The organism is Pantoea sp. GM_Pan_4, from assembly GCF_026541005.1.
GTDB lineage: Bacteria > Pseudomonadota > Gammaproteobacteria > Enterobacterales > Enterobacteriaceae > Pantoea > Pantoea dispersa.
The window spans coordinates 24740-39465 of the sequence record NZ_JALNUZ010000009.1 but is presented as its reverse complement, the minus strand read 5'-3'; the positions used below and the strand labels follow the sequence as shown (position 1 = coordinate 39465).

Annotated in this window: 22 protein-coding genes; 10 read left to right on the top strand and 12 right to left on the bottom strand. The window is 54.4% G+C overall.

Annotation, left to right across the window (positions count from 1 at the left end):
* The first annotated feature begins 30 nt into the window (after positions 1-30).
* The gene (gene fliE / locus OXR61_RS17290) at positions 31-342 is read left to right on the top strand and encodes a flagellar hook-basal body complex protein FliE (RefSeq protein ID WP_021509871.1); all 312 of its coding nucleotides are present in this window, start codon (positions 31-33) and stop codon (positions 340-342) included.
* A gap of 45 nt (positions 343-387) precedes the next feature.
* Here fliE and OXR61_RS17285 read toward each other — a convergent pair whose 3' ends face one another.
* The 3 genes from OXR61_RS17285 to OXR61_RS17275 form a co-directional block, all read right to left on the bottom strand.
* Entirely contained in the window at positions 388-561 is a 174-nt protein-coding gene (locus tag OXR61_RS17285) for a hypothetical protein (RefSeq protein ID WP_158251397.1), read from the bottom strand.
* A gap of 85 nt (positions 562-646) precedes the next feature.
* Positions 647-832, bottom strand: a complete 186-nt coding sequence (locus tag OXR61_RS17280) for a hypothetical protein (RefSeq protein ID WP_058785645.1) — start codon at positions 830-832, stop codon at positions 647-649.
* A gap of 169 nt (positions 833-1001) precedes the next feature.
* Positions 1002-1202: a hypothetical protein gene (locus OXR61_RS17275; RefSeq protein ID WP_021312831.1), complete on the bottom strand. Its 201-nt coding sequence runs from the start codon at positions 1200-1202 to the stop codon at positions 1002-1004.
* A 574-nt stretch (positions 1203-1776) separates the two neighbouring features.
* On the opposite strand from OXR61_RS17275, the gene OXR61_RS17270 reads away from it, so the two are divergent.
* Positions 1777-2004 carry a biofilm/acid-resistance regulator YmgB/AriR gene (locus OXR61_RS17270; RefSeq protein ID WP_010618634.1) on the top strand — a complete coding sequence of 76 codons (228 nt, stop codon included), beginning with the start codon at positions 1777-1779 and terminating at the stop codon, positions 2002-2004.
* 277 nt (positions 2005-2281) lie between these two features.
* A complete protein-coding gene (locus OXR61_RS17265; RefSeq protein ID WP_125311403.1) occupies positions 2282-2467 on the top strand; it encodes a hypothetical protein in 186 nt (61 codons plus the stop codon).
* 36 nt (positions 2468-2503) lie between these two features.
* Here the strand turns inward: OXR61_RS17265 and OXR61_RS17260 are convergent, their stop codons facing one another.
* Complete coding sequence (locus OXR61_RS17260; RefSeq protein WP_058776032.1) at positions 2504-3715, bottom strand: diguanylate phosphodiesterase; 1212 nt, start codon at positions 3713-3715, stop codon at positions 2504-2506.
* Between the two features lie 243 nt (positions 3716-3958).
* Here OXR61_RS17260 and OXR61_RS17255 point away from each other — a divergent pair, with 243 nt between their 5' ends.
* A complete protein-coding gene (locus OXR61_RS17255) occupies positions 3959-4207 on the top strand; it encodes a hypothetical protein (RefSeq protein WP_241798962.1) in 249 nt (82 codons plus the stop codon).
* A gap of 57 nt (positions 4208-4264) precedes the next feature.
* Here the strand turns inward: OXR61_RS17255 and OXR61_RS17250 are convergent, their stop codons facing one another.
* A complete protein-coding gene (locus tag OXR61_RS17250) occupies positions 4265-4900 on the bottom strand; it encodes a S24 family peptidase (protein ID WP_267412485.1) in 636 nt (211 codons plus the stop codon).
* Positions 4901-5041: 141 nt separating this feature from the next.
* Here OXR61_RS17250 and OXR61_RS17245 point away from each other — a divergent pair, with 141 nt between their 5' ends.
* The 4 genes from OXR61_RS17245 (at position 5042) to OXR61_RS17230 (ending at position 6750) form a co-directional block, all read left to right on the top strand.
* Positions 5042-5431 carry a hypothetical protein gene (locus tag OXR61_RS17245; protein WP_031280179.1) on the top strand — a complete coding sequence of 130 codons (390 nt, stop codon included), beginning with the start codon at positions 5042-5044 and terminating at the stop codon, positions 5429-5431.
* Positions 5412-5741: a hypothetical protein gene (locus tag OXR61_RS17240; protein ID WP_127834273.1), complete on the top strand. Its 330-nt coding sequence runs from the start codon at positions 5412-5414 to the stop codon at positions 5739-5741. The genes OXR61_RS17245 and OXR61_RS17240 overlap by 20 nt, the downstream gene beginning before the upstream one ends.
* A gap of 82 nt (positions 5742-5823) precedes the next feature.
* Entirely contained in the window at positions 5824-6333 is a 510-nt protein-coding gene (locus OXR61_RS17235; RefSeq protein ID WP_267412484.1) for a hypothetical protein, read from the top strand.
* Positions 6334-6483: 150 nt separating this feature from the next.
* Positions 6484-6750: a hypothetical protein gene (locus OXR61_RS17230; protein ID WP_021509881.1), complete on the top strand. Its 267-nt coding sequence runs from the start codon at positions 6484-6486 to the stop codon at positions 6748-6750.
* 17 nt (positions 6751-6767) lie between these two features.
* On the opposite strand, the gene OXR61_RS17225 is transcribed toward OXR61_RS17230, so the two are convergent.
* The 4 genes from OXR61_RS17225 to OXR61_RS17210 form a co-directional block, all read right to left on the bottom strand.
* Entirely contained in the window at positions 6768-7007 is a 240-nt protein-coding gene (locus tag OXR61_RS17225) for a DinI-like family protein (RefSeq protein WP_021509882.1), read from the bottom strand.
* Between the two features lie 337 nt (positions 7008-7344).
* On the bottom strand, positions 7345-7668 hold the full coding sequence (locus OXR61_RS17220; protein ID WP_215787682.1) for a DUF6388 family protein: 324 nt from the start codon (positions 7666-7668) through the stop codon (positions 7345-7347).
* A 73-nt stretch (positions 7669-7741) separates the two neighbouring features.
* Positions 7742-9034, bottom strand: a complete 1293-nt coding sequence (locus OXR61_RS17215) for a sugar ABC transporter substrate-binding protein (protein WP_141495297.1) — start codon at positions 9032-9034, stop codon at positions 7742-7744.
* Positions 9035-9043: 9 nt separating this feature from the next.
* Positions 9044-10588, bottom strand: coding sequence for a methyl-accepting chemotaxis protein (locus OXR61_RS17210; RefSeq protein ID WP_058757409.1), 1545 nt, complete (start codon positions 10586-10588; stop codon positions 9044-9046).
* 207 nt (positions 10589-10795) lie between these two features.
* Between OXR61_RS17210 and yedD the strand changes: the two genes are divergently transcribed.
* Entirely contained in the window at positions 10796-11257 is a 462-nt protein-coding gene (gene yedD / locus OXR61_RS17205) for a lipoprotein YedD (RefSeq protein ID WP_058757410.1), read from the top strand.
* A gap of 50 nt (positions 11258-11307) precedes the next feature.
* Here yedD and fliT read toward each other — a convergent pair whose 3' ends face one another.
* From fliT to fliD, 3 genes are read right to left on the bottom strand one after another with little or no spacing between them, the layout of a single operon-like run.
* The gene (gene fliT / locus OXR61_RS17200; RefSeq protein ID WP_058780707.1) at positions 11308-11667 is read right to left on the bottom strand and encodes a flagella biosynthesis regulatory protein FliT; all 360 of its coding nucleotides are present in this window, start codon (positions 11665-11667) and stop codon (positions 11308-11310) included.
* A complete protein-coding gene (gene fliS, locus OXR61_RS17195) occupies positions 11667-12071 on the bottom strand; it encodes a flagellar export chaperone FliS (protein WP_059009604.1) in 405 nt (134 codons plus the stop codon). Before fliS ends, fliT begins: the two co-directional genes overlap by 1 nt.
* 12 nt (positions 12072-12083) lie before the next feature.
* Positions 12084-13490 (bottom strand): flagellar filament capping protein FliD, encoded by a 1407-nt coding sequence (gene fliD, locus OXR61_RS17190; RefSeq protein ID WP_267412483.1) that lies wholly within the window; start codon positions 13488-13490, stop codon positions 12084-12086.
* A gap of 254 nt (positions 13491-13744) precedes the next feature.
* On the opposite strand from fliD, the gene OXR61_RS17185 reads away from it, so the two are divergent.
* The gene (locus OXR61_RS17185) at positions 13745-14692 is read left to right on the top strand and encodes a flagellin (protein ID WP_276591605.1); all 948 of its coding nucleotides are present in this window, start codon (positions 13745-13747) and stop codon (positions 14690-14692) included.
* The last annotated feature ends 34 nt before the right edge of the window (positions 14693-14726 follow it).

Below are 14726 nucleotides of genomic sequence, written 5' to 3'. Positions count from 1 at the left end.
AAAGAACCCTTCATCTATGAGGTACAGGCAATGTCAATTCAGGCAATAGATGGCGTACTGCAGCAGCTGCAGCTGACGTCACTGCAGGCCAGTGGCAAACCGACCGAGTCCGCCAGTCAGCTCGATTTTGGTGCCACCATGAAAGCCGCGCTGGATAAAATCAGCGCCACCCAGACCGCTGCGCGCAGTCAGGCGCAGGATTTTGAGCTGGGTAAACCGGGCATCCAGTTGAATGATGTGATGGTCGATCTGCAGAAATCGTCGATTTCGATGCAGATGGGGATTCAGGTGCGTAACAAGCTGGTGAATGCCTACAGCGAGATCATGAGCATGCAGGTCTAGCGGCGCGCAATAAAAAACCGCCTGAGAGAGGCGGTTTCGTCAGGGTCAGGGCAGTGACAGTTTTTCGCTGATCGTCCTGTAGCCCTGTTCAGCGAAGCGTTGCTTGCTGATGGCATCGTTTTTGGTGGGTTCAAACCAGGCACCTTCTCCACTGGTTGAGAAAAACCAGACTTCTGGCTGTTCTGCGCCGCGCTGCACCCAATAAAATCCTTCCTGCATTATCATGTCCTCCTCACAGGAATATAGTTCAGCTACGCTGCGCTTAACAGCGTAACTGACAATATTCTCACCTGCAGACGAAAACCTAAGCAGATTGCACCTCTTCCGGTGGCATCAGTTTGCCACTGAGAAGTTTAAAACCGGCAGATTTAAAACGAGGCAGAGAAAGCGGTATCGGCTCCATCGGGCGATAAAAACCGCGTCCAGCATCCCAGTACCATACCTCAGGCTCAGTTGTGCTGCTGCCTACCCAGTAAAAACCCGTATCCATCAGTGCTCTCCAGAAATGAATGAAGGCACGCCTTCTCTAATTTCCGCAAAATAATGTCTTAATTAAACTCAATGATCAATCTCGGTTGCCGCTTCGCTTATTAACGCCAGCAGTCAGCGGCCACGAAAATAACATCCGGTGGGTCGGTCCAGATATCATCGAAGGTATTTTACTGATCCTGATAAGGATCTTTTTTGTCATCCTGACTGTCATCGCGTGTACGCGGGATTTCGCCGTGCTCACGAGCGTCATCCTGGGCTGGATGATCATCTTCCTCATAAGCATTACCTGCATGCGGCGCGGCTTCCGGTAAACCCTTGTGTACCTCGCCCTCGTTTTTACGCTCCTTGTTGGTTTCGTGTTGTTTCATCTTTCTCTCCAGCAGGGGTTTTGTTGTGATGAATTTTAGCTGATCGCTGGCCGTTTCTGGCGGCCGTAATCGTTTTCACACTCTACACGCAGAACGGCTAAATTGTACAGTTTTGCAAAGTTGTACAAGTTTATGGGGGCTGTATAGAAGTGAGCGAGTCAGCGAGGGGAGAAAAAAATTTTGTTGAGCAGAAAGAGAGGCTTAGCACAGCGTCTGATATTTTATTCAGGTTAACTGCATGATTTTTCCTGCGAAAATGGTGATTTATTGTTGAAGAGAATGGCGAAATTATTGTGCAAATCTCCTCTGACCACACGAAATGCTAACTAAATTGTTGTACAAGTTTTCCGTCTTTGTATAACTTCTTGCTTGTGGCAGTCAGTCACACGTAACGAATGATGCTTTGCATCGCCTCTGAAGGTGTTGTGGATTTCCACTTTCAGAGGCTGCTTTTTTACCTGTGCTGATTCAAAAATTTAACCTGAGTAACCGATTAATCACTGCAGTTTGCACTGCAGCTCACCCGATGAGGCTTGTTATGGAACAGAATGCATTGGCGTCAACAGAGTCTCAATTGTCAGAATATTTTCAGCACGCCGGCTCAGAATATGCCAGTGAAAAAGAGATCATCGCGCTGATTTACAAACAGCTGGCGGCGGTGAAACTGCGCGTGAGCAATAAAGATATTATTCTGGCGCTGCTGGAGCGATTAGAGTCTGAACATGACGTGGTTCAGCTGGATATTTATCGCCAGGCACTGGAACTTATTGTTCAGCGCACGCCTGACGATATCGCTTCCTGAAACCTGTGTCTGTCGTACTCCACTCCATTGCCGAAACACGGACGTTTAGTTGCCTGTTTGTTTCGCCCCTTAGCTTAGGGGCATTTATTCTCTTCGCGTCTCGTTTCCTGCCTGAATAAGCCCAGCGTGAAATGCACAATTGCCTCTATTCTCTGCTACAGTATTTAGCTGGAGTAAGCTTTCATGCAAGCAGGGTTACTCATTACGCCAGAGTGCGTATCACTTTATCGGGCACGCATGAATGTCTGATTCGCGGCGCAGGCCGCTGGGCAAACCTATGAATGATGGTTATTACTGGATTAAAGATGGCGAGCGTCATCCGGAAGTGTGGCTGTACCAGAAGCAGTTTGGCTGGTTTCGCCCGTGCAGCGCGGTGCCAATGACGCAGCGTACCTTTGAGATGATGAAGTACGTAGTGCTCAGTGAACGGCTGGAAGAACCGGCGCGTGAGACTGAGTGTTAAGCCTGTGACCGCCGTTACGGCGGTCAGCTTTGCCGGTTACTTAATCTCCGGCCAGGCTACTGCCGGGAAACCATTAAACTGTGGGCGGGCAAACAGATAGCCCTGGAATTGACTGACACCGACCGCTTCCAGCCACATCCACTCCTCGGCTTTCTCCACGCCTTCAGCAATCACCGCGATCTCCAGCGAAGCGCAGCACTTAATAATGGCATGCACAATCGCCTGTTTTGGGCCGCTTTTGTGCACGTCACTGATGATTTCCCGATCGATTTTGATCTTATCCGGCTGGAATTTAGACAGCAGCGACAACCCCGCAAACCCGGCACCAAAGTCATCCAGCGCCAGGCTGATACCGGCCGCCTTAAGTTTTCTTACTTCTGCCGTAAATTCTTCAGCACGCGAGATGATTTCATTCTCCGTCACTTCCACCACGATCTGCTCCGGTACCAGACCGTTGGCCGCGATTTCCTGTAGCAGGAAATCCACCGCATTCGGGACGGTGACCAGCGACATCGGCAGCAGATTGATGGTCAGCGTCTGCTCGCCGAGGCCGAGATTTTTCGCCAGGTTGAAGGCCAGACTTTTGGACTGAATATCAGCATGGTAAATCGCATCACCGCCAAACGCAGAGAAGTACTCCTGCGGTGAACCGCCGTCCGGTGTGCGAATCAGTGCTTCATAGGCCGTAATACGCCGCGAGAAGGGATCAACAATCGGCTGAAACGCAAACCGGCAATCCTGCACATAATGGTGCAGACTCTCCAGCTGACGCTGGCTTTCCGCATCAGTGATAAATTCCCAGGTATTCGCCGGCGGGATCTCGAAATAGTTCTCTTTTTCCCGCGCCTCAACGAAGGTACGCAGGAACTGCAGTGCACGGTCGTCATAGGTGAGCTGGTAACGCGAAGTGCCTTTATCCAGTACCGCCTGTAGCACGCTGGATTTGTCATGCTCGCGCAGGTCAAACAGCTCCATACCGACGTTACCAAAGCGCCGGGCTGGCGCGAAGTCATGCATCAGTTCCACCAGATTGTGATGGCGGGCGTCGCGGCAGATACGGTCGTAAATGCCCTGAACGGCCTGATCGGGTCCTTCAAGCAGCTGGAAGAAATGTCGCCCATCAAACAACAGAATGCCGGTGACATCTGAAACTTCGTTTTTCTTATTGGCTTTGCCAACCATATCCTCCAGCGTTTTGATGGGAACGTGATCATAGAGGTGGCTGCGGTAAAGGATGGTAGTCAGCATGAGATTGTCCGGCGCTATCGTTATTTTGCCTTACATTAACAGCCAGACGGCAGGATCTGTCCAGCGCTGAGACGCGTAATCGTTAACTATTTTATTAAATTCCACTTAACCGAAGCGGCTGGCAGGGCACGTCAGGTGGAATTTTTACTCAACCGCTGGTCAGCGAGGTTAACGATAAATAAATTCGATTGAAAGGATAAATGAAAAGCGTATCGTTAGCCGGGTTAACCGGAGGTGATAAAGATGTTGCGTGATTATTTGAAGATTGATGAAAACGATCGTTTAGTTGAGCAGAGCTTGTTACGCCTGCATAACCGTGGACAGGAAGATGTCACCGAATGGCACATTGTCGGTGCCAACGGTGAGCAAAAGGGCAGCGTGGCGCTGTTCGATAAACTGAGTAACCGTCGCTCTTATCGCGTTAGTTACCGTATAACGCAAACCGATCCCGAGGGAAGGGTGATCGTCGATCATCTCACCGACACGTTGTGATTTTTGCCGTAGTCTTTTGTTGGATTTGACCCGCCGCGTGGCGGGTTTTTTGCTGCTTCAGCGGCTGCCGCGCCGCCGCATTTCCACCAGCGTGCCAATCAGTTCCAGCGAACTTTTCTGACTCTGCTGCACGGGAAAATCTTCGTTCAGCGGCCGTAACGAGAAAATTTGCTCGTCGTGCATCCGAATAATTCGCACCATCGCGACGTCGTCAACCCGCGCCAGCACCACATCGCCCGGCTGGGGCACGCGTTGCGGATCAAAAATCAACCGGTCGCCGGCGCGATACGCCGGGTTCATGGCGTCATCTTCCAGCGTAACCGCCAGCGCACTGTCGCTCAGCGCTTCGTCACTGTAAAGAAAGCGGACGGCCTGCTGCTGCCACTGCAGTCGCTGCTCATCCAGCCAGTCCGCGGCCTGCACCAGCGTGACCAGCGGCACGGCAGTGAGAGCGGGGGAAGCGTGCGTACTGGCAAACGGCTGGCCGTCGCCATCAATAATCCACGCCGCGCTACACTGCAGCAACTCCGCCAGCCGCAGCAGATGCTCACCACGCGGCACCGTCTCTTCTTTCTCCCACTGCGAAACCGCAACGTGCGACACGCCAATGCCATTGGCCAGCGCCTGCTGCGTTAATTTTAGTGCCTTACGGCGCTGGCGAATGCGCTCACCACCAGATTCTTTTTTAATCATCTTGACAACTCCTCCAGGCTTGACTTAAGTATACTTAAAATCATTATTTAAAGTAAACTTAAATATGCCGCTGGCCGAGATACTGGCGAGGGAGGTCAGCGGGGTGTCCGGCTAACCCTCGCCAGGTGAGAGAGGTAGGGCATGGAGAGTAGTTTGGTCACCAGCGTAGGCGCACTGCTGCTTGGCGGTGGCGCGGCAGCGGTGTTCTGGAAACCCCTGATGGCGGGGATCGCGTCAATCGTCACCAGCAATCGCGCGGGCGGCGAGATCATCACCAGCTACAAAGAGCAGGTGCTGCTTCTCAAGGAGAGCCATGCGCTGATGCGCCAGGAAAACGATGAACTGCGTATCCGTCACGACAAAAACCTGCGGCGTATCTCATCGCTGGAGACCGATCTGCGTTTAATCAAGAACGCACTCGGTATCCTGCTGGCGACCACCGAAGCCGAGCACAGCGATAAGTTTCGCAGCCAGATTAATCAATTGATCACCACTCTGGAGGAGAACCGCGATGGTGCAGATAAACAGTGAACTGCTGGTGCGAAGCCACCGCCGTCATTTGATGCTGGGTGGCCTGCTGATGCTGTTATCGCTGCTGTGTGTGGCGATGACCATTCTGTTTCTTTACGTCAATAACGACGCCAACCGGCGCGTGGAGGAGATTCGCCAGCAGTACCGGGCGATCTCCGATCGACGCGAAGCAAAGGTCGCCGAACTGACCAGCCAGCTGGTCGAGCTGCAGAAAAAGCTGGATGCTCAGCCGCCGCGCAGCGCCAGCCACACCTCAACGCCCTCCACGCCGCCGGCCGGGCAGCAAACCGCGCCACAGCCGCGGCGCTAAGGAGGACCTGATGCGTATTACTGAGCGGATCGCAGTCCGTTTGCAGCAACTGCGGTCTTTATTTAGCAATAAGGAGAAAATTATGAGCGATCAAACTGTCATCAACCCAACCAGCGCTGCGGCGCAACAGGAATTGTCACCGCTGGAGAGTTTTGCCAACGAAACGGCCAGCGCGCCGGTTGCCGCTAACAGCGCAGCTGATAGCGTTGCCCAGCCAGCAACGCAGCCGGCAGCCGCAACGCCAGCTGCGCAACCGGCAGCGTCCGCCAGCGCTGAGCAACCGTTTCATGCGGATGCTCCGGTCGATCTCGATCAGCAGCTGGCAACGCAGGATACGCTGGCGAACGGCTCGGCCAGCGCAGGCGCCTCGGCGGCCGCCACGCCTGGTGTGCGCAACGCGCAGGCCACCGCACCGGTTGCTGTCCCCGACGCGCCGGCTGCTGCGACCGCCGCCAGCGATGCGGTGGCGCAGGATATCAGCGCCGGGGTGAGGGACTTTGTCCAGGCCTTCAGCTTTGTTGAACAGGGCGTGCTGAAGCTGGGCAGTGCCGCAAAGGATGAACTGATTGCGCTGGCGAAGAAGTATCTGTAATTCAGGCGGGCACAACAAAGGGACCGGGACGTCCCTTTTCCCTGTGGCTCTATACTTCGGATAATTCTGCAGGCGGCTTCGCTATTATCTGCTAACTTTAATTTCTCAGGCGTTATTTTAACTGGCTTTATCAGCAAAAAGGAAAATAGCATGAGTGATACAGAGGCAATCAAAACCAAAACTGACTACCTGCGTGATGTCACCTCACAGCTAAAAGAGATGCGTCACTATGCGCAGACCAACACTGAGACGCTTTCCAGCCACTGGCTGGCCTTTGATGCCGGGGAGTATAAGGATAAAGAGTACGCCACGCGTTTTGATGCGCTGATCAACAAGCAGGGACAGCTGCTGGATGATATCGATCAGGCGATTCAGGATCTGGAAATCGCCATCAATCACAGCGAGCAGGAAAGCTAAGCGCGGCAGCTGGTGGCCTAATCGGCCACCAGCCACATCTCGGCTTCATCGAACATCTCTTCAACAATACGCGCAATCGTCGCCTTGTCGTTTTTACTCATATCGGTTTCGATGGCGTTACGCTCCATTGGCTTAACCCGCACCTCCAGATCCGGAAAGACGCGCTGCACGCGCTTCTCCAGCTCCTGCAAGATCATTTCCCGCGCGCCCGGTAATCCGGCTACGTTGCGCTTGTCGTAAATCAGCTCCACAAACATCAGGGCATTCCAGTAATCAAAGTGGGAGCGTCATATTACTGTAAATAAAACCAGTGACAAGCGGCAGGGCGGCAATTATTTTCATACGGATGAAACAGCGCGGAGTAAAGTTGCAACGACAGGGGAGCAAAGCGGGCAAAAGCAGAGGGCGCACGCAAAAAATCGAACCTCTGGAGGTGGAAATCCAGCAACACCTCCAGAGGCGGTGCAATAGCACCTTTCGTTCAAGGACAATCGACGACAGTCGTCGTGAGCATTAAGTTATACAACTTTCCCTATCTTGTACAACTTTTTCCCCGAAAATTTCTCTCCGATCGCCTTTTTATCAGTGCATCGCTTATAACTCGTTCTTAATACAGAACTCTTCCCACGTCATACCCAGCGCTTCCGCGTGAGCTTTGAGATAGGTTTCAATCGCTTGGGCAGCAACCGCTTTATCCGGTTCCGCCAGCTGGATGGAGAACAGCATGCCGTCGAGCTTCTTCTGCCGCAGAAACGCGGCATAGATGCGCTCGGCGTGCCACGCGCGCAGTTCACGCAGGGACATATTGGCGGCGCGCGCATCACTCTCACTCAGTTCATCAAGCGCGGACTGAAAATCAGGGTGGGCGGTGAAAAACAGGCTGCGGGCCAGGGCGTAATACTCTTCAGGGGTTTTCATTCGGGGGTTCCTGCCGGTCAAATTGCGCGTTAGTGTAACCCGCACACGGCGACTTGTCAGGAACCCCGAATGTTTACTGCTGTGCGGCTTGCAGGCGCGTCACGTCCTGCTGATTTTTTTCCAGCGTTTGGTCCACCGTCAGCTTGCCCTGCAGCAGCGCCGCCAGATTCTGCCCGACGGCGTTACCCATCTGATCAAAGCCAGCAATGCTGACGTACTGCACACCGGTGTAAGGTACGGTGTTCAATGTCGGTTGATCGACGGTGGCGGATTCAATCGCGCTGCGCACCTGAGCGGCGTAAGGCGCCAGGCGCTGGTAGTTTGGCTGCTGGTAGGTGGAGTTGCGGCTGCCGGGTGGCACCGCTCCCCAGCCGACGGTATCCGCGACCTGCTGAATATACTGCCGCGAGGTCGCCCAGCTGATGAAGTCCACGGCGGCGGCGCGCTGCGGTGAGTTAGCCGGTACCGCCAGCGCCCACGACCACAGCCAGTGCGAGCCGTTGCGCGTAATGCCGCCCGGCGCCGGCGCAAATGCCAGCTTGTCCGCCACCAGCGAGATCTGCGGGTTAATCAGCAGCCCGGCGGCGACGGTACTGTCGATCCACATCGCGCATTTTCCCTGTGCGGTAAGACGCAGGATCTGGCCAAAGCTATTGCTGGCCGTATCCGGCGGACCGTCCTGTTTCACCATCGCCAGATAATCGGTCAATACCTCACGCCACTCTGGCGAATTCAGCGTCGGCTGCCAGCGATCGTCAAACCACTGCGCACCATAGGCGTTGGCCATGGTGGTGAGCAGGGCCACGTTATCGCCCCAGCCGGGCTGGCCGCGCAGGCACAGGCCATAGATACCGTGCTGAGCATCGGTGAGTTTCGCCGCGAAATTTTTGATGTCGGTCCAGTCGGGATCGTCCGGCATGGTCAGCCCTTTCGCCGCAAACAGATCTTTGCGGTAATAGGTCATGCTGCTTTCCCCGTAAAACGGTAGCGCGTACAGCGTTTGCTGCCAGGACAGTGCTTTGCGTACCGGCGTCAGCAGATCGTCGCTGTCATACTCTGGCGGCAGGTTATTGAGCGGCGCCAGCCAGCCTTTTTTACCCCACAGCGGCGCTTCATAGGTACCCACGGTAATCACATCAAATTTTGCCTCACCGCTGTTCATGGCTGCCAGCACCGCCTGGCGCAGGGCTCCATCATCCATCACGTGCCACTGTAGTTTTACGTCCGGATGCTGCTGTTCGTAACGGCTCGACAGCTGCTGCATGATGGTCATGTCACCATTGGCAATGGTGGCGATATTGAGCGTGGTGGCGGCCTGGCTAAGCAGCGGCAGCGCGGCCAGCAGCGCGATTATGGTACGCTTCATGGCGGCTCCTTATGGCTGCTGCAGGCGGAAGAACGCCATTTTTTCCACCAGCAAACCGGCATGCTGGCTCACCGTCTGGCTGGCCGCGCTGGCCTGCTGCACCAGCGATGCATTCTGCTGGGTGGCGCCGTCCATCTGGATTACTGCGGTGTTCACCTGCTCAATACCGCTGGATTGCTGGCGGCTGGCCACGGCGATCTCGCCAACGATATCCACCATGCGCGCCACGCCGTGGTTGATGTCGTTGAGCATCTCGCCAGAGCGCTGCACCAGCGCGCTGCCGGCTTCGACTTTACCTACGCTGGCATCGATCAGCGCCTTGATCTCCTGTGCGGCACCGGCCGAACGCTGCGCCAGCTGTCGCACCTCTGACGCCACCACCGCGAAGCCGCGTCCCTGTTCCCCGGCGCGCGCCGCTTCTACCGCCGCATTCAGCGCCAGCAGGTTGGTCTGGAAGGCGATTTCATCAATCACGCGGTTGATATCCGCGATGCGCTTGCTGGAGGATTCAATCTCCTCCATCGCACTCACCGCGTCGCGCAGAACACCGCTGCCGCGCTCGGCCTGATGGCGCACATCGCTTGCCAGCTCGTTGGCCTGCGCGGCGTTGTCCGCGTTGTGTTTCACCGTGGCGGTCATCTGCTCCATACTGGCCGCAGTCTGCTCAAGCGAACTGGCCTGCGCATGGGTGCGCTCCGACAGATCGTCGTTGCCATCCGCCATCTGGCGTGCCGCATCGCTCAGTGCATGGGCACTTTCGCCCACCTCGCGCACGATCTCCGCCAGCCGCACATCCATGCGCAGCAGCGCCTGCATCAGTTCACCCATCTCATCGCGCGTTACCGTACCGATACGGTGATTGAGCTCGCCGCCGGCAATAGCATCCGCCAGTTCGCGCGCCTGGGCGATGGAACGGTTAATCGAGCGGATCAGCAGCCAGCCGGAGACCAGCGCCAGACTCAGACCCAACAGCAGGATGGCGATCAGGCTATTGCGTGCCAGCAGGTAGTCGCGGTTGCCCTGTTGCCAGGCCGTCTGCGCATGCTGCCGCATCAGCGTATCCAGCTGGTCAATGTCCTGTTGCAGCAACTGGCTACCGCTGCGCAGGCGGGTTTCAATGACCACCAGTGCGGCGGACGGGTTACCGCCTTTCAGCAGCTCACCGGCTTCATGCAGCGCACCCTGCCAGCCGTCGAGATGGGTCAGGAAGCGCTGGCTCAGCGGTTTGGTCTGCGCATCAAACGCCAGCTGCTGCCAGGTATGGCGATCGGCGTTGATTTGCTGACCGTACTGCGCAATGCGCGCCAGGCGTTTTTCCACTTCACTGCTGTCGGTCCAGTAGCGCAGCGCATCGAACAGGGTAGCGGATTGCTCCTGCACCATGCGGTACAGGCGTGAAGAGTATTGCAGCGGGAGCAGCTCATTCTGATAGGCATTTTGCGCGCGCTGATCGGCAGCGCGCAGGCCGATAATCCCCCAGACGGCAGCAATAATCAGTAACAGGCACAGCAGGCTGACAATCGCAGCCAGACGTGCGCGAAGGGTCAATCGCATAACAGCGTTCTCCGAAACCAGGGTGAGTAAGTCGTCAATATTGTTATGGGTGCAGGTGCTTTAGACTTCACATCAGGTTATCGGCGAAGAGTTGAACAGCTTGAGGGCGCCGGAGAAAGAGAAGGGGGATTCCACCGCAGATACCTTGCGTCACGCCGGGAAAACATTATAACGTAGCCGCCATTGATGCGAGTGTAGGGACCGAAGATGAAAAAGTGGATGGTACTGGCCGCGCTGGCGCTGAGCGGTTGTGCGCAAATCAACAGTTATGACGAAGCGGTAAAAACCCCGGCACCGCTGGAGCTGCAGGGTAACTGGCAGACGATGGGACCGCAGAGCAAGCTGATCAGCAGCGAGGCTATGGCCAGCCTGATCGTCAGCGCTGATGGCACTACCCTTGACTGCCGCCAGTGGCAGCGGGTGATTGCCAAACCGGGCAAGCTGACGCGCCTGGATGATGACTGGGTTAACGTTAACCGTCAGGCGCGCGTGATGCCGCTCTCGCTGGAGAACGGTGAGCTGCACTACGATGGCCTGACGCTGCGTAAAGTGGATCGCCCAACCGTCGAGTGTCAGCAGGCGCTGGACGAAGTGGCAAAGCGTCCTGGCGACGCGGTGATTCAGGATATTGAGCCGCAGATTCTCAGGCCGGTCACGGCAGAGAAATAATCCGATTGCGCGGGTAAGGCCACAGTGACGTTACCCGCGCAATCTGTGGATTAAAGGTTCCCCGGGTAGAGTACCTTGTTAGAAAAGCGGCCATAGGCTGAGGTGACTTTTTGTTGTTGCGACGTTGTTTGCACCAGCGATCGCAGTTCATCCATGCGCTGAGTCAGTAAGGTTTTTATCTCGCTTTCATTATCCAGTACCTGTTTCAGCATCGGACGGATCTGTAAGCGTAATCCGGAAGACAAAGCACTGGTATCCTGATCGCGCGTCACGCTCTCTACATTTCGCAGATAAGTCATCTCACAAGCGATCAAGTCATCCCACTGGCCACCTCTGGCCTGGGCGAGCATCGCGTTACTGAGCTGCAGCAGTTGCTGATAGCCCTGAAGTAAATCAACGTGTGTCGACATTAATACGAGTCCTGCTGTTGGTTAGGGCCGATTTGCTTCCACGCCTCTGCAATGTTGCTCAACAGCGCTTCGACTTCTGCAATCGCTTGCGGATCGTTACGCAGATTGGCCTCCAGCAGACGGCGCGTCATGTATTCATACAGATCGTCAAGATTGGCAGACAATTCGCCACCAACTTCATGGTTCAGACCAGCTCGCAGTCCGTTAGTAATGATGTTTATCGCTTTCGTCAGCGCCTGACCCTTACCGGGAATATCACCCTGATCCATCAGAATGGTAGCTTTTTTCATAGCGCTCAGTGCGCCATCAAACAGCATTACCACCAGCTGATGTGGGCTGGCACTCAACACGGCACTCTCTAAACCGACCTGTGCGTAGGCCTGAATGCCCGATTTGGCGTACATATTTAACTCCTGTTAACTGCTCATGTTCGCGAACTGCTGCGTCAGATAGTTCTGCGTCTGGGTCATGGATGAGACCAGTGTGTTCAGATTGGTGAACTGTGTCTTATAGCGCGCCATGGTGGCGGTAATCTGTGCGTTTACGCGGTCATAATCGTCAGACAGTTTTTTTAGCGTCTTGTTAATACCATCGGTAGCGTTCTGCACGGAACCATTGGTGCCCAGAATCTGATCGAGGTAATTGCTGGTCTGGGTAGCAAAGCCGGTGGTTTTGCCGTCACCGGACAGGAAACTGACCACATCCGCAGATTTTTCATCCAGCGCTTTGTTCAGTTTGGTGCTGTCGACGGTCAGCTTGCCATTAATATCCTGGGTCACACCAATCTGGGAAAGTAAGGAAATGCTGCCACCGCTCTGGGCGCTGGTTGAGAGTTTAGAGCGCAGGCTGGTCTGGATATTACGCAGCGTGCCATCGCCTATCAGATCGCCATTACTGGAATCCTGCGAGGTACTGCCTTGATCCACGGCGGTGTACTTGGTCTGATTACCGATAGTGGTTTGCAGCGAGTTATACGCGTCAACGTAAGCCTGCACTGCGGCGATCATCGGCGCGTTATCCTTGGTAACGGATAAGGTCTCCGGGCTGCCGGTGTTAGTTTTGGTCAGGCTCAGCGTGACGCCTTCCGGCGCATCAGTAATGGTGTTGCTGCTGCGGGTGATGGCGACACCATTGATGCTCAGTTTGGCATCAGCCGCTTCCACCTGCTCCGTCATACCATTGCTGCTGCCACCTTTGGTAAAACCAATGTACTGCGCCAGGGCGCTGTCATCGGTAGAAACCGTCATCTCGTTGGTGGTGCCGGTATCCCGCGAGGTCAGGGCCAGATAATAGGTATTGTCATCGGATTTGATGATACTGGCGGTAACGCTGCCCTGCTGTTTGTTAACCGCATCTTTAATGTCCGTCAGGCTGGTTTGATCTTTGCTCAGCGTGATGGTCATTGGGTCTTTCTGACCCGGTTGCGTAATAGTGATGGTGCGCGAGGCGAGGCTGGAATCGCCTAAATCGCCATCTTTACTGGTCGCGCTTTTCGACAGCAGCGACTGCGCTTTAGCCAGTTGGGTGACTTCTACCGAAAAGTTACCGGCCGCAGCGTCGTTGGCCAGCGTGGCAGTAAAAGCGGTGTTGGTGCTGCTGACTTTGGTCGAGGCGATAGCGGAAGTATTTTTTAATGCTGCCGCCGCAGTCTGCACTTTTTGCAGTGCAGTCTGCACGATGCCCCATGCTGAAAGCTTGGCTTTATAAGAAGTCTGTTGTGTTGTAATCGGCGTCAGGTTAGCCTGCTCCGCCGTTTGCAGCTGGTCATATAAATCGCTTAAGCCGAGGTTCGTTCCAGCGTTCAGGTTACTTACACTTGCCATGGTTCAATCCTTAGTTGATGGACAATCACTGGAAGCAGTATCGGCAGCGATGTAAAAATCTTAATCCTTCAGCAAAAAAACAATAGCCAGATAAAAACCCCTTCTTTATTGCACTTCGGCCTTTTGCGCTTTTTTAAATTTTCGCTGAATTTTTTCTAAAGGTTGGTTAGGGGCTGACGATAATCAGGTTGACGGTGATGAAGCCGCAGGCCAAATGCCGAAACCTAACCCATTTAATTTGAAGGATAAATATCATGGCTGTTATCAACACTAACACCCTGTCCCTGGTGACGCAGAACAACCTGACTAAGTCTCAGTCTTCTCTGGGTACTGCGATCGAGCGTCTGTCATCTGGTCTGCGTATCAACAGCGCGAAAGATGATGCTGCCGGTCAGGCGATTGCCAACCGCTTCACCTCTAACATTAACGGCCTGAACGTTGCCGCCCGTAACGCCAATGACGGTATCTCTCTGGCGCAGACTGCTGAAGGCGCGCTGTCCGAGATCAACAACAACCTGCAGCGTGTGCGTGACCTGACCGTCCAGGCACAGAACAGCTCAAACTCCGCCTCAGACATCGATTCTATCCAGTCTGAAGTTAACCAGCGTATGGCTGAAATTGACCGCGTAACAAAGCAAACGGACTTTAACGGCATCAAGGTGCTTAACACTGGGGCTACGACTAATACCTCTTATAGCTTCCAGGTTGGTTCAAAAGATGCTGAACAAATCAGTATTTCAATCGGAGCTAGTAAGGGTTGGGATCTTTATCAAGCGAATACTACTGCCAATGCCTCAAATGGTGGAACATATACTGCTGCAGCAACCCTTAAAGACAATACCGGCACGGCTGGGAATCGTAAGGTTGATGCAAATGGCTTTGATGTTTTAACTGCAACCGTTAAAGATGCAACAACTGGAGCTGTGACGGACGGTGCGTTGACTACAATCGATACGGCAATTAAGGCCGTCGACAATCAGCGTAGCCTGTTGGGTGCATCACAGAACCGTTTCGAATCAACTATTACTAACCTGAACAACACTGTTAACAACCTGTCAGCCGCTCGCAGTCGTATTCAGGATTCTGACTACGCGACTGAAGTGTCTAACATGTCTCGTGCACAGATTCTGCAACAGGCTGGTTCTTCTGTACTGGCTCAGGCTAACCAGGTTCCTCAGACTATGCTGTCCCTGCTTCGCTAATCCAATCCTCAAAATTGGTACTAAAAATAACGGG

Bases quoted from the DNA above. Each gene is read 5' to 3' on its own strand.
- OXR61_RS17280 (WP_058785645.1), bottom strand. From the start codon at position 832: ATGGATACGGGTTTTTACTGGGTAGGCAGCAGCACAACTGAGCCTGAG.
- fliE (WP_021509871.1), top strand. From the start codon at position 31: ATGTCAATTCAGGCAATAGATGGCGTACTGCAGCAGCTGCAGCTGACG.
- OXR61_RS17275 (WP_021312831.1), bottom strand. From the start codon at position 1,202: ATGAAACAACACGAAACCAACAAGGAGCGTAAAAACGAGGGCGAGGTA.
- OXR61_RS17210 (WP_058757409.1), bottom strand. From the start codon at position 10,588: ATGCGATTGACCCTTCGCGCACGTCTGGCTGCGATTGTCAGCCTGCTG.
- fliD (WP_267412483.1), bottom strand. From the start codon at position 13,490: ATGGCAAGTGTAAGTAACCTGAACGCTGGAACGAACCTCGGCTTAAGC.
- yedD (WP_058757410.1), top strand. From the start codon at position 10,796: ATGAAAAAGTGGATGGTACTGGCCGCGCTGGCGCTGAGCGGTTGTGCG.
- OXR61_RS17185 (WP_276591605.1), top strand. From the start codon at position 13,745: ATGGCTGTTATCAACACTAACACCCTGTCCCTGGTGACGCAGAACAAC.
- OXR61_RS17230 (WP_021509881.1), top strand. From the start codon at position 6,484: ATGAGTGATACAGAGGCAATCAAAACCAAAACTGACTACCTGCGTGAT.
- OXR61_RS17240 (WP_127834273.1), top strand. From the start codon at position 5,412: ATGGTGCAGATAAACAGTGAACTGCTGGTGCGAAGCCACCGCCGTCAT.
- OXR61_RS17215 (WP_141495297.1), bottom strand. From the start codon at position 9,034: ATGAAGCGTACCATAATCGCGCTGCTGGCCGCGCTGCCGCTGCTTAGC.
- OXR61_RS17265 (WP_125311403.1), top strand. From the start codon at position 2,282: ATGAATGATGGTTATTACTGGATTAAAGATGGCGAGCGTCATCCGGAA.
- fliT (WP_058780707.1), bottom strand. From the start codon at position 11,667: ATGTCGACACACGTTGATTTACTTCAGGGCTATCAGCAACTGCTGCAG.
- OXR61_RS17255 (WP_241798962.1), top strand. From the start codon at position 3,959: ATGTTGCGTGATTATTTGAAGATTGATGAAAACGATCGTTTAGTTGAG.
- OXR61_RS17235 (WP_267412484.1), top strand. From the start codon at position 5,824: ATGAGCGATCAAACTGTCATCAACCCAACCAGCGCTGCGGCGCAACAG.
- OXR61_RS17225 (WP_021509882.1), bottom strand. From the start codon at position 7,007: ATGTTTGTGGAGCTGATTTACGACAAGCGCAACGTAGCCGGATTACCG.
- OXR61_RS17260 (WP_058776032.1), bottom strand. From the start codon at position 3,715: ATGCTGACTACCATCCTTTACCGCAGCCACCTCTATGATCACGTTCCC.
- fliS (WP_059009604.1), bottom strand. From the start codon at position 12,071: ATGTACGCCAAATCGGGCATTCAGGCCTACGCACAGGTCGGTTTAGAG.
- OXR61_RS17245 (WP_031280179.1), top strand. From the start codon at position 5,042: ATGGAGAGTAGTTTGGTCACCAGCGTAGGCGCACTGCTGCTTGGCGGT.
- OXR61_RS17250 (WP_267412485.1), bottom strand. From the start codon at position 4,900: ATGATTAAAAAAGAATCTGGTGGTGAGCGCATTCGCCAGCGCCGTAAG.
- OXR61_RS17220 (WP_215787682.1), bottom strand. From the start codon at position 7,668: ATGAAAACCCCTGAAGAGTATTACGCCCTGGCCCGCAGCCTGTTTTTC.
- OXR61_RS17285 (WP_158251397.1), bottom strand. From the start codon at position 561: ATGCAGGAAGGATTTTATTGGGTGCAGCGCGGCGCAGAACAGCCAGAA.